Source organism: Cupriavidus sp. 05L411 (assembly GCF_056398045.1).
This window is the reverse complement of sequence record NZ_JBFTOQ010000031.1, coordinates 1-12373: the sequence shown is the minus strand read 5'-3', so window position 1 is coordinate 12373 and position 12373 is coordinate 1. Positions and strand designations below refer to the sequence as shown.

Annotated in this window: 9 protein-coding genes and 2 tRNA genes; 8 read left to right on the top strand and 3 right to left on the bottom strand. The window is 64.4% G+C overall.

Annotated features, from left to right (window positions below):
• Nucleotides 1-62: 62 nt before the first annotated feature.
• Nucleotides 63-139 (bottom strand) — tRNA-Pro (locus tag AC1DQR_RS28685).
• 397 nt (nucleotides 140-536) lie between these two features.
• On the opposite strand from AC1DQR_RS28685, the gene AC1DQR_RS28680 reads away from it, so the two are divergent.
• From AC1DQR_RS28680 to AC1DQR_RS28670, 3 genes are all read left to right on the top strand, one after another.
• Nucleotides 537-1754 carry a GGDEF domain-containing protein gene (locus tag AC1DQR_RS28680; RefSeq protein ID WP_477134220.1) on the top strand — a complete coding sequence of 406 codons (1218 nt, stop codon included), beginning with the start codon at nucleotides 537-539 and terminating at the stop codon, nucleotides 1752-1754.
• 128 nt (nucleotides 1755-1882) lie between these two features.
• Nucleotides 1883-1959: transfer RNA gene (locus AC1DQR_RS28675), tRNA-Arg, on the top strand.
• A 163-nt stretch (nucleotides 1960-2122) separates the two neighbouring features.
• On the top strand, nucleotides 2123-3010 hold the full coding sequence (locus tag AC1DQR_RS28670; protein ID WP_416049094.1) for an alpha/beta hydrolase: 888 nt from the start codon (nucleotides 2123-2125) through the stop codon (nucleotides 3008-3010).
• Between the two features lie 105 nt (nucleotides 3011-3115).
• On the opposite strand, the gene fabI is transcribed toward AC1DQR_RS28670, so the two are convergent.
• The gene (gene fabI / locus AC1DQR_RS28665) at nucleotides 3116-3904 is read right to left on the bottom strand and encodes an enoyl-ACP reductase FabI (protein WP_150983326.1); all 789 of its coding nucleotides are present in this window, start codon (nucleotides 3902-3904) and stop codon (nucleotides 3116-3118) included.
• Between the two features lie 238 nt (nucleotides 3905-4142).
• Here fabI and AC1DQR_RS28660 point away from each other — a divergent pair, with 238 nt between their 5' ends.
• The 5 genes from AC1DQR_RS28660 to AC1DQR_RS28640 all read left to right on the top strand — a co-directional run bounded on the left by AC1DQR_RS28660 (nucleotide 4143) and on the right by AC1DQR_RS28640 (nucleotide 10933).
• On the top strand, nucleotides 4143-6023 hold the full coding sequence (locus AC1DQR_RS28660; RefSeq protein WP_174423332.1) for an extracellular solute-binding protein: 1881 nt from the start codon (nucleotides 4143-4145) through the stop codon (nucleotides 6021-6023).
• 18 nt (nucleotides 6024-6041) lie between these two features.
• Nucleotides 6042-7094 (top strand): microcin C ABC transporter permease YejB, encoded by a 1053-nt coding sequence (locus AC1DQR_RS28655; RefSeq protein WP_150983328.1) that lies wholly within the window; start codon nucleotides 6042-6044, stop codon nucleotides 7092-7094.
• The gene (locus tag AC1DQR_RS28650) at nucleotides 7091-8218 is read left to right on the top strand and encodes an ABC transporter permease (RefSeq protein WP_416049093.1); all 1128 of its coding nucleotides are present in this window, start codon (nucleotides 7091-7093) and stop codon (nucleotides 8216-8218) included. The genes AC1DQR_RS28655 and AC1DQR_RS28650 overlap by 4 nt, the downstream gene beginning before the upstream one ends.
• A gap of 101 nt (nucleotides 8219-8319) precedes the next feature.
• Nucleotides 8320-9960: an ABC transporter ATP-binding protein gene (locus AC1DQR_RS28645; protein WP_416050354.1), complete on the top strand. Its 1641-nt coding sequence runs from the start codon at nucleotides 8320-8322 to the stop codon at nucleotides 9958-9960.
• A 286-nt stretch (nucleotides 9961-10246) separates the two neighbouring features.
• Nucleotides 10247-10933 carry a C40 family peptidase gene (locus tag AC1DQR_RS28640; RefSeq protein WP_150983330.1) on the top strand — a complete coding sequence of 229 codons (687 nt, stop codon included), beginning with the start codon at nucleotides 10247-10249 and terminating at the stop codon, nucleotides 10931-10933.
• 81 nt (nucleotides 10934-11014) lie between these two features.
• On the opposite strand, the gene AC1DQR_RS28635 is transcribed toward AC1DQR_RS28640, so the two are convergent.
• Nucleotides 11015-11965: a patatin-like phospholipase family protein gene (locus AC1DQR_RS28635; protein WP_477134219.1), complete on the bottom strand. Its 951-nt coding sequence runs from the start codon at nucleotides 11963-11965 to the stop codon at nucleotides 11015-11017.
• Nucleotides 11966-12373: the final 408 nt, after the last annotated feature.

Genomic DNA, 12373 nt, shown 5'->3' with positions numbered 1-12373 from the left:
AATCAGGCGACAAAAAAGGCTTAGACCTTACGGTCTAAGCCTTTGATCTTATTGCTAAATACTGGTCGGGGCGACATGATTCGAACATGCGACCCTCTGATCCCAAATCAGATGCGCTACCAGGCTGCGCTACGCCCCGAAGCCGTGGATTGTAGCCCGGCGGCGGGGCCGGGGTCAAATTTACTTTTGCATCGGCCAAGCGAGGCGCCGGCCGATGTGGGGAACACCGCAGGATTTGATGGATAAAAGGTTCGCTTGACTTGGTCGCAAGCGCTGACATAATCCGCACACCGCAGCGGCCAGGCCCCGCGCCCGGTCAGGCGCACAGGCAATCCGTGCCGCTAGCGGGACTGGCGCCGAACATGAGAATAAGAGTGCCCTCGCCACGATCGCGAGGCCCAGCCCCTGTCCGCCGGGGCGCATGAAGACGGTCAGAAGCTTAAAAAGAAAGAATGGCGAAAACCTCGGGTCCGCGCGGGCCCCGGGGCGCATGGTGGCGTGACGGAACGCTGCCTGCCAAGTTGGACGGGGAAATCATGTTTCAGTCGCAGGTTAGTGTGCTGGTCGCGGGCCTATTCGGGTTGCAGATGGCGGTGGTGTTCGCAGTCTTGCAGCGCACACCCGGCATGGGCCGCGCCGGTCTGAATTCTTGGGTGGCCGGCGCGTTGCTGGTCACCGCAGCCACCGTCTTGCTCGCTGCGCAGGACTATCTGCCGGAATGGCTTACGCTCAATCTGGTGGATCTGGTCATGACGGCGGCTTTGTCCTTGATGGTCTATGGCACGCGCCGCTTTTTCGGCAAGCGCGGGGGTGCGGTTGCGCTCTGCTTGCTGAACCTTGCCGTGCTGGCCAACGCCGCTTACTTCGATTGGGCGGGCGTGTCGCCGGCAGAGCCGGCGCTCGTCTTTATCCTGGCCAATACCTATCTTCCGCTGTTGTTGCTGCGCGTGGTGGCGCCGCAAGTGCGCGCCAGGCGCGGCACCGGCCGCCTGGCGGCGCTGTCGCTCGGGTTGATCGCGCTCGCTTGCGCGGCCATGGGCCTCTATCAAGCCATTGACCTCAAGCTGCTGCCCGCTGGCCTTGCCTGGCTGGCAAAGCGCCCGCCCCGGGAGACCTTTGCCGTCCTGCATGCCTTTGGCATTGTCAGCCTGGCCGTGAGCTTCGCGCTGCTTGCCCACGATAGCCTGCGCCGACGTCTGGAGCGCCGCGCCAGCTATGACGACCTGACCGACGTCCTGTCGCGCGGGCCCTACTGGGAGGCGCTGGAAGAGGCCTGCAAGCAGGCGGACCGCCAGCAACGCCCGCTGACCGTGGCGTTCATCGACCTGGATCATTTCAAGGCCATCAACGATCTCTATGGCCATCTGGCCGGCGACAGCGTGCTGCGCCACTTCAGCGGCTTGCTGCGCAAGTCAGTGCGCGCGGACGATTTCGTCGGTCGGCTGGGTGGGGAAGAGTTCGGCATCGTGATGCCCGGCACCGCGCTGGACCAGGGCCGGGCGATCAGCCTGCGCTTGAGTGCGCTGGTGCGCACCACACCGTGCCCGTCCGAGCCGGATGCGATTTCCTACACGGTAAGCATCGGCATGGCAGAGCGGCTGCCGGGGGAGGGGGCGGATACGCTCATGCGCCGCGCCGACAATGCCCTCTACGATGCCAAGACCATGGGGCGCAACTGTGTGTCCACGCAGCCCATTGAGCGGCTTGCCGGCATGGCGACGACGCCGCGAATGCGGGTTTCACAGGCATCCTGAGCCGGGCTGTGCCAGAGCGCATGACAACACGGTAGGATCGGCTGCAGGGCTGAGGTAGAATACCGGGCTTCGCATGCTAAGCACTCAGCAGCATGCCAAGTCCTCTGCATTTCAGTAGTTCCTCCTGTCCGCCCTTAGCTCAGTTGGATAGAGCACTCGCCTTCTAAGCGAGCGGTCACACGTTCGAATCGTGTAGGGCGGACCATTTTCTCCCGCATTCCCCGGCATTCCCCGGCATTCTCCATCGCCCAGAGGCGCCATCGCATCGCGAACTCAGGCAAGGCGCTGCCGATGGCCGCCAGTCCGGTCTAAGATCTCGGGGCTGCCGTGGCGTTTTCTGGCGCGGCGCCTTTCCCGAGGCGATTCCCATGGCGAAGTTAAACACAGGTGCTGGCAGGAGGCTCAGTTACTGGCTGGCCGGTGGCGCGTGCCTGCTGATGTTGGCCGCCATTGCCCGCCATGCCTTGTTCCTGGCGGTCGAGGAGGACGCGTTCGAGCCCAAGCCGGCCGGTGCGGCCGACGCGATGACGCCCGATCGCCTGGGCGTCGCATCGCGCCAGTTCGCGTTTGCCAGCGGCGCGCGCATGCTGCGCGCCTCTTGCGTCCTGGCGCAGGGCGGTGACGCGCCCGCCGTGTTGATCTACCACGGCGACGAGGAAAACTTGTCGGACTGGGCCAGCGCGCAGGCGCTGCTCTACCGCGACGGGATTTCGTCCTGCGTGTTCGATTACAGCGGCTATGGCGCTAGCGGCGGCAAGCCCGGCGTGGTCAACCTGCATGAGGATGGCCTGGCCGCGTATGGGCAGTTCCTCGCCATGACGCCGCGAGCTAGCCGGCGCTATGTGATGGGCTTTTCGCTGGGTTCCGGGGTGCTGCTGGATGTGATCTCCGCTTTGCGCCCGGCGCCCGCTGGCCTGGTGATTGCCGCCGGCTTCACGTCCGCACGCGAGGCGGCGGTGGTGACCGGGCGGGTGCCGGCGTGGATAGCCAGGCTGCTTCCGGAGCCGTGGGACAACGAGGATCAATTGCGAAAATCAATGTTGCCGCTGCTGCTTGTGCACAGCCGCGCGGACGAGGTGATTCCCTTCGCGCATGCCGAGCGGCTGGAGCGCGCTGCCGGTGGCCCCAGCCGGCTGGTGGCGCTGTCGGCGCTGCCGCACGATGCGGCGATCCAGCCGGAGCGGCAGGACGCGTTCTGGGCGCCCATCGTCGCCTATCTGCGCTCGGGCCGCCTGGCCGGGGAGGGCGCCGAATAGGCCGCGCGCACGCTGTGCTGCCGGGCAGGCACGAAAAAGGGGCGTCGGCCAAAGCCGCACGCCCCTTTTCAGCGATGGCGGCCGTGAGAGGCGGCCGCGCCGGTATTACGCTTCTTCGGGCAGGCTCGCGCCTACCGTATTGAAGCCGGCGTCCACGTAGGTGATCTCGCCGGTCACGCCGCTGGACAGGTCCGACAGCAAGAAGGCGGCCACGTTGCCGACCTCGTCGATGGTCACATTGCGGCGCAGCGGCGCTGCCTCCTCGATGTGGCCCAGCAGCTTGCCGAAGCCCTTGATGCCGGAAGCGGCCAGGGTCTTGATCGGGCCGGCGGAAATGCCGTTGGCACGAATGCCGCGCGGGCCCACCGACGCGGCCAGGTAGCGCACGCTGGCTTCCAGCGATGCCTTGGCCAGGCCCATGGTGTTGTAGTTCGGGACCACGCGTTCCGCGCCGAGGTAGGTCAGCGTCAGCAGCGAGGCCTTGTCAGAGAGCATGGGCAGGGCGGCCTTGGCCAGAGCGGGGAAGCTGTAGGCGGAGATGTCGTGCGCCACACGGAAGGACTCGCGCGAGAGGCCTTCCAGGAAGTCGCCGGCGATGGCCTCGCGCGGTGCGAAGCCGATCGAATGCACCAGCCCATCGAGCTTGTCCCAGCTCTGGCCGAGCCCGGCGAAGGTGGCGGCAATCTGTTCGTCGTTGCCAACGTCGCATTCGAATACCAGGCTGCTGTCGAATTCCTTGGCAAAGTCGTTGATGCGGTCCTTGAACCGTTCGCCGACATAGGTGAAGGCGAGCTCGGCGCCTTCGCGCTTGCAGGCTGTTGCGATGCCGTAGGCGATCGAGCGATTGGACAGCAAGCCGGTGATCAGGATTCGCTTACCTGCGAGAAATCCCATAACTTCTCCAATAATGTTCGAGGTGGACGGGCACGTTTCGTGCAACGGCGTCCGGGCTGCGGCGCGCACCGCGCGGCGGCTGCTTTGCAGCAGGCTGACGACCGGCAAAACAGCGGTGCCGCATACTGGAATGTCCGGATGGCTGGATGCCAGCCGAACGCATGTAAAATTGTCTCATAACTTGACCGCGCCGCCGAAGGCTGCGGACGATCCGATTCAGGTGGAGGACCCAAACCGGATGCATATTCGCGCACGTAGACCGCTTCAGGCGGCATGGCAGCGCTTCCGCACATTTGCGGCGCTGGGCTGTGGATTAGTAGCCCTGTGTACCGCGGGTTTCCCCTTGTCGGCCGGAGCCGCCCATGGCTTCGCACAGTATGGCGGCCTCAAGTATCCCGCCGATTTCACCCATTTCGACTACGCCAACCCGGACGCGCCACGCGGCGGCACGCTGACGCTCGCCAACCCGGACCGCCGCACCAGCTTCGACAAGTTCAACCCGTTCACGCTCAAGGGTACCTCCGCCCCGGGCGTGAACACGCTGATGTTCGAGTCGCTGTTGATTGCCAGCAGCGATGAAACCGCTAGCGCCTATGGCTTGCTGGCGGATGACGTGACTGTGGCACCGGACGAACTGTCCGTTACCTTCCACATCCGGCCGCAGGCGCGCTTCAGCAACGGCGATCCGGTGCTGGCGGGCGACGTCAAGTATTCCTACGACATGCTGATGAGCAAGGCATCCAGCCCTGGCTACCGCAGCATGTGCACCGACGTGAAGGCCGTCACGGTGGTGGATTCGCGCACGGTGCGGTTCGATTTCAGGCAGCGCAACATCGAGCTGCCGCTGATCGTTGGCTCCTTGCCGGTATTCTCCAAGAAGTGGACCGCCACGGTGCCGTTTGACAAGCTGACCTTCGAGGATCCGGTGGCCAGCGGGCCCTACTTGATCGAGCGTTACGATGCCGGGCGCGGCATCACCTTCAAGCGCGATCCGTCGTACTGGGGCAAGGACCTGGCGGTGCGCCGCGGCACGTTCAACTTCGACCGGGTGGTCTATCGCCTGTACAAGGACGAGACCGCCAAGCTAGAAGCCTTCAAGGCTGGCGAGTTCGATGCCATCGTCGAATACAAGGCCAAGAGCTGGGCCAAGAGCTACGAGGGCAAGCGCTTTTCCAATGGCGAACTGCTCAAGACCGATTTTCCGCACCGCAACGGAGCCGGCATGCAAGGCTTCGTCATGAACATGCGCAAGCCGATGTTCCAGGACGTGCGGGTGCGGCAGGCCCTGATCCTGGCGCTGGATTTCGAGTGGCTCAATCGCCAGCTGTTCTATGGCGCGTATCGCCGCCTCGACAGCTGGTTCTCCAATAGTGAGCTGGCCGCCAGCGCCACGTTCGACGGCCGTCCCGGCCCCGGCGAGCTGGAACTGCTGGAGCCGCTGCGCGCGCAGCTGGCGCCCGAGGTATTTGGCCCCATCGTGGCGATGCCCACCACCAATCCGCCGCGTTCGCTGCGCGACAACCTGCGCGATGCGCGCCGGCTGCTGGCCCAGGCCGGCTGGACCTACGCGGATGGTGCGCTGCGCAATGCCAAGGGCGAGCCCTTTGTCTTCGAGTTCCTGGACGACGGCGGGGCCATGAGCCGCGTCATCACCACCTACGTGCGCAACCTGGAGAAGCTGGGGATCGAGGTGAACCAGCGCACCACCGATTTCGCGCTGTACCAGAAGCGGCTGGAAGACTTCGACTTTGACATGGTGTCGATCCGTTTCCCGGATTCGCAGAGCCCGGGCAACGAGCTGCGCGACCGCTTCAACAGCGAGGCGGCGGGCACGCCCGGCTCCGACAATCTGTTTGGCCTGAAATCGCCGGCGATCGACCGCTTGGTGGACAATGTCCTGCACGCCCATACTCGCGAAGAACTGGTCAATGCCGGGCGCGCGCTGGACCGCGTGCTGATGCATGGCTACTACATTGTGCCCAACTGGTATAGCGCGTCGCATCGGGTGGCATACCGAAAAGAGCTGGTCTATCCGCAGCGCCTGCCGTACTACTACACGGCGGAAGGCTGGATACTGAGCAACTGGTGGCGTGCCGATGCCAGGCCGGCCGCTCAATAAGCGCGACAAGGAAACAAGATGCTCGCCTATCTGCTCAAGCGCGTACTGTTGATGATCCCGACCCTGCTCGGCGTCATTACGCTGACGTTCGCGGTGATCCAGTTCGTGCCGGGAGGCCCGGTCGAACAAATGATGCTGGAGCTCAAGGGGCGGGGCGGCGGTGGCGGGGAGGCCAGCGGCGGCGGCGCGGAGTATCGCGGCCGGCGCGGCGTGGACCCCGACAAGATCAAGGAGATTCAGGCCTTGTACGGCTTCGACAAGCCGCCGCTGGAGCGCTATTTCATGATGCTCAAGCGCTTTGCCCAGTTTGACCTGGGGCAGAGCTATTTTCAGCACCGCAGCGTGTGGGAGCTGGTGAAGTCGAAGATGCCGGTCTCGGTCAGCCTGGGGTTATGGACCTTTTTCCTGACCTACCTGATATCGGTGCCGCTCGGCATATCCAAGGCGATTCGGGCGGGCAGCCGCTTCGATGTCGTGACCAGCATGGTGGTGCTGGTGGGCTATGCCATACCTGGCTTCGTGCTGGGCGTGTTGCTGCTGGTGCTGTTCGGAGGCGGCACCTTCGTGCAGTGGTTCCCCTTGCGCGGCCTCACGTCGGACAACTGGGACCAGCTCACGCTGATGGGCAAGGTGATGGATTACCTGTGGCACCTCGTGCTGCCGATCACCGCCTCGGTGGTGGGCAGCTTCGCGGTCGTCACCATGCTGACCAAGAACGCGTTCCTGGAAGAAATCCGCAAGCAGTACGTTCTGACCGCCCGCGCCAAGGGGCTGGCGGAGCGGCGCGTGCTCTGGAAACACGTCTTCCGTAACGCGCTGATTCCGCTCGTGACCGGTTTCCCGGCGGCCTTCATCGGCGCTTTCTTCACCGGCTCCCTGCTGATCGAAACCCTGTTTTCGCTCGACGGACTTGGCCTGCTGTCCTACGAGGCGGTGCTGCGGCGGGATTATCCTGTTGTGCTGGGCACGCTCTACCTGTTCACCTTGATCGGCCTGGTGACGCGGCTGATCTCTGACGTTTGCTATGTGATGGTCGACCCGCGCATCCACTTCGAGGCGGTGCACCGATGAAATTCAGCTCGCGCACGCTCCCCAACGGGCTGCCGCATTCCCTGTCGCCGCGCCAGCGCGCCTGGCAGCGCTTTCGCCGCAATCGCCTGGGCTACTGGAGCCTGATCCTCTTCGTCGCCATTTTCCTGCTGAGCATGGTCGCCGAGACCTTGTCCAGCGACCGGCCGCTGGTGGTGAAGTACAAGGGCGAGTGGTATTTCCCCATCGTCAAGACCTACGCCGAGAGCACCTTCGATGGGGATTTCCCCACCAAGGCTGACTATCTCGATCCGTTTATCCGCGACCGCATCACCAGCAACGGCAATTTCGCCATCTTCCCGCCCAACCGGTACTCGTACGACTCGATCAACTATTTCTCCAAGGAGCCAAACCCGGCGCCGCCTTCTGCGGAGAACTGGCTGGGCACCGATGACCGCGGGCGCGATGTGCTGGCGCGGCTGCTCTATGGGTTTCGCGTCTCGGTGCTGTTCAGCCTGGCGCTGACGTTGATCGGCGTGGTGATTGGCACCTTGACGGGCGCGCTGATGGGTTTCTTCGGCGGGCGCTTCGACCTGATCTCGCAGCGCGCCATCGAAATCTGGAGCTCGATGCCCGAGCTCTACCTGCTGATCATCTTCGCGTCCATCTTCACGCCGAGCCTGGCGCTGCTGATTATCCTGCTTTCGCTGTTCGGCTGGATGGGTTTGTCCGACTACGTGCGCGCTGAGTTCTATCGCAACCGCTCGCTCGATTACGTCAAGGCGGCGAGGGCGCTGGGACTGTCCAATGTACAGATCATGTGGCGCCATATCCTGCCCAACAGCCTGACACCGGTCATCACCTTCCTGCCATTTCGCATGAGTGCGGCCATCCTGGCCCTGACCAGCCTCGACTTCCTCGGCCTTGGCGTGCCACCCACCACGCCGAGCCTGGGCGAGCTGCTGGCGCAAGGCAAGGCCAACCTCGATGCCTGGTGGATTTCCTTGTCGACCTTTGCCGTACTAGTGGTGACGCTGCTGCTGCTGACGTTCATGGGCGACGCGCTGCGCGACGCCTTCGATACGCGCCTGGGCCTGGCCCAGCTGCGAGGCCGTGTTGAGCCGAAGGCGCCAGAGGGTTCTCCCGCGGCCGAGGCGGCGTCATGAGCGCAATGCAACAAGCCACACCGGCCATACTGGCCACGCAAGCCAGCGCCAACGACCCAACGCAACCCGCGCAAGCAAAGGGGGATGCCGGCGGCCCGCTGATGTGCATTGAACGCTTGTCAGTCACCTTCGGTCATGGCGAGGATGCCACCCGGGCGGTGCGCGATGTCAGCTTCGACCTGCGCGCCGGCGAGCGCTTCGCGCTGGTGGGCGAGTCGGGCTCGGGCAAGACTGTCACGGCGCTGGCCATGCTGCGCCTGGTGGACGATGCGCGCTACCAGGGCTCGGTGCGCTTCGAGGGGCGCGACCTGCTCAAGGTGTCGGAGCGCGAGATGCGTGGCATCCGCGGCGCTGACATCGCCATGATCTTCCAGGAGCCGATGACCGCGCTCAACCCGCTCTACACGATCGGCAACCAGATCGTGGAGACGCTGGCGCTGCATGAGGGCCTGGACCGCCGCGCGGCGCGCGAGCGCGCCATCGCGCTGCTTGAGCGTACGGGCATCAGCGACGCGGCGCACCGTTTCGACAGCTTTCCCCATCAGCTTTCGGGTGGCCAGCGCCAGCGCGCCATGATCGCCATGGCGCTTGCCTGCCGGCCCAAGCTGCTGCTGGCCGACGAGCCCACCACGGCGCTGGACGTCACCATCCGGGTGCAGATCCTGGAGTTGCTGCGCGACCTGCAGGCGGAATTCGGCATGGCCGTGATGTTGATCACGCACGACCTCAACCTGGTCCGGGCCTTCGCCCAGCGAGTGGGGGTGATGGAGAAGGGCGTGCTGGTCGAGGTTGGCGAGACTGCCTCGGTATTTGCAGCGCCCCAGCATCCCTATACCCGCAAGCTGATCGACAGCCGGCCGCGGCGCGAGGTGCTGCCGCTGGTGCCGCTAGCCCCCGTGTTGCTGGAGGCGCGCGGCTTGTGCGTGAACTATGCGCGCAAGCGCCGCGGCCTGGCCGGATGGTTTGGCCGCGACCAGTTTGCCGCCGTCAAGGACGTGAATTTCGCGCTGCGCGAGGGCGAGACCGTCGGCATCGTGGGCGAGTCGGGCTCCGGCAAGACCACGTTGGCCCATGCCGTGCTGAACTTGCAGCGCCGCAGCGCCGGGGATATCCAGTTCCTGGGCAAGAGCCTGGACGAGGTCTCCCGGCGCGAGCGCAGCACCCTGCGCTCGCGCCTGCAGGTGGTGTTCCAGGACCCGTTCGGCTCGTTGTCGCCGCGCATGACCATCGAGCAGATCGTGGGGGAGGGCCTCGCCCTGCACCAGCCTGGCTTGTCGCGTGACGCCATGCGCCAGCGCGTCACCGAGGCGCTGCGAGAGGTTGGCATGGACCGCACCGCCCTGGGGCGGTATCCGCACGAGTTCTCCGGCGGCCAGCGCCAGCGCGTTGCCATCGCGCGCGTGCTGATCCTCAAGCCGCAGGTGCTGGTGCTCGACGAACCCACCTCGGCGCTCGATGTGTCCATTCAGCAGCAGGTACTAGCGCTCCTGACGCAGTTGCAGCGCAAGTACAACCTGAGCTATCTCTTCATTAGCCACGACCTCGCGGTGATCCGCGCCATGGCGCACCGCGTCATCGTAATGAAGTCCGGCGAGGTGGTCGAGGCGGGCGATACCGAGACCGTCCTGGGTGCTCCGCAGCACGCATACACCCGCAAGCTGATGATCGCGGCCGAAATTGGTGCGAGCGATCCGACGTCGCCGCAAATTGGTGCAGACGCACTCAGGGTGTCACCCGATTGACTCGCGGTTGACATAATCAAACCGAGAAAGCATCTGCGACTTTCGTTGTATAGCCTTGATTGCAAAGCGTTTTATTTGAATTTTGTAACGAACTTTGACATGTGGATGACAACCTTATACCATCCGGCGAGAACTATTTTCGGGGGTGGTTCGCGCGTCGCTTATGCGTGTGGCGAGTGGTTTGCATCACTTGGTCCGCTTTTTGCGTGCGAGTCATCCCATTGATTTCAAGCCCGCCCGGTGGGTTTTCCCGGGGCCGGTCAAGAACGATTCATCAGGAGAACCAATGCAGCGAATGCTTCATTCCCTGGCGCGCGGCGCCGTAGGAATTGCCATTGCCTGCGGTGCCACTCTATCGAATGGAGTGCTGGCTGATACGGTGTTCAAGGATCCCGACGCCCGCATCGATGCACGTACCGAGCTGAGTGCAGACCCACATCCGGAAGGCAAGCGCGGCTTGCTCTCTTCGGTCATGAATTCCACCAGCCATGTGGCCAGCAAGGCTGGCGACCTGGTCATGAATGCCCTCGGGCTGATTGGCGTGCGCTACCGCTTCGGTGGCAACAGCCCCGAATCGGGCCTGGACTGCAGCGGCTTCGTTCGCTACGTGTTCAATGACACCTTTGGCTTCGTGCTGCCGCGCCGCTCGGTCGAGATGAGCCAGGTCGGCACCACTGTGGCATCCAACGACCTGCGCCCCGGCGACCTGGTGTTCTTCAACACCATGCGCCACACCTTCTCGCACGTTGGCATCTATATTGGCGACAACAAGTTCGTGCACGCACCGTCCACCGGCAGCAAGATCCGCGTCGACGACATGCGTGCCTCCTATTGGGTGACGCGCTATAACGGTGCGCGCCGCATCGACGACGCGCCGCAGGACAGCGGCAGCGCCAACAACCTTGGCAATATGGTCGAGACCCTGAAGCGTTTCGATCCGAATGCAGTCAACCGTCCGCTCTACGGCGGCTGATCGGCGCGCGGACGCGGTCCGCGCCAGTCAAGGAAAAAAGGACTGCTACGCAGTCCTTTTTTCGTTTGTGCTGCCTGCCGCTTACTGCGCGGCTACCGTGCCGGCGGGCCGCAGCCGTGCCTGGGCGAGCTTGTCGCGCAGGCTCGCCATCACGGCGGCGGCGGCTTGCTCGCCGGCCAGGATGGCGCGGTTGCGCGAGTTGAAGTCGCTGCCGCTCATGTCCGGCAGATCGGGGCGGATCACAATGTCGGCCCGCGCCAGCGCCATCTTGCTGATCGACTGCCCCATGATGGCGGTGGTCTGCAGCAATACCCCGCTCTGGCCATTGCTCTTCTGGCTGGAAGGCTCGGCGGAGATATTCACGGCAATCACGAAGTCCGCGCCCATGGTGCGCGCAGAGTCCACCGGCACGGGCTCGACCAGGCCGCCGTCCACATAGTCGTGTCCCTGGATCGAGACCGGCTGGAACACCCCCGGTACGCTACTTGACGCGCGCACCGCCTGGCCCGTGTTGCCGCGCCGGAACAGGATGCCCTGGCCGGTCTTTAGATCGGTGGCGACGATGCCCAGCGGCAGTTTCATGGACTCGATGGGGCGATTGGCGATCAGCTTGTTCACATAGTTCTGCAGCGCTTCGCCCTTGAGCCAGCCGCCGAAACGGGTGCCGAAGGGCAGGGCCCAGTCGGCGATGGCGGCTTCGTCCATCGTCAGCGCCAGCTTGTTGAGCTGGAAGCCGCTCATGCCCGAGGCGTAGAGCGCTGCGACCACCGCGCCCGCGCTGGTGCCGGTGACGAGGTCCGGGTGGATGCCTTGTGCCTCCAGCGCCTTGATCACGCCGATATGGGCGAAGCCGCGCGCGGCGCCGCCGCCAAGTGCGAGGCCGATCCGCATGGGGCGAGGCGGCACCACGGGCACCAGGGACGGCAGCACCGGTGTTTCCGGCGTGGCGGTGAGGGTGCCCGGCTTGGGGCCAAAGGAGCAGGCGGCCAGCAGTGCTGCCGCGCCGGCGCCAAGGAAATTGCGTCGTTGCATGGATAACCGAGGGAAGATAAGTGGCGCATTAGTCATAGCTGGCGCCGCGACGGCAGGAATGTGCCGTCCGCGCTGGCCACGCGTCCCGCGCGACAGCATTCAGACCGGGCAGAGCATAAATGATTCCGCGCGGCCGGGCATCCCGGCGCCGGATGGGGCGGGATGCCGCGCCCTGCTTGCTATAATGCGGCGATCCGTGCGACACGCACTTCGTGTCCGGGTAGCTCCAACGTTAGGAGCATCGACCTTTGTTGGGACGCGGGAAGGCTCAGGCTGACCCGTCAATCTCAACCATTTCTTGCTTTGACGAACCTGGCCGTAAGGTGGGGGGAGTCCAGATGTTGTGATGAAGGCCAGAATACCGGCCCGAGTCGCAGTTTGCTTTTTGCTGGATGAATGTCCAGCCAT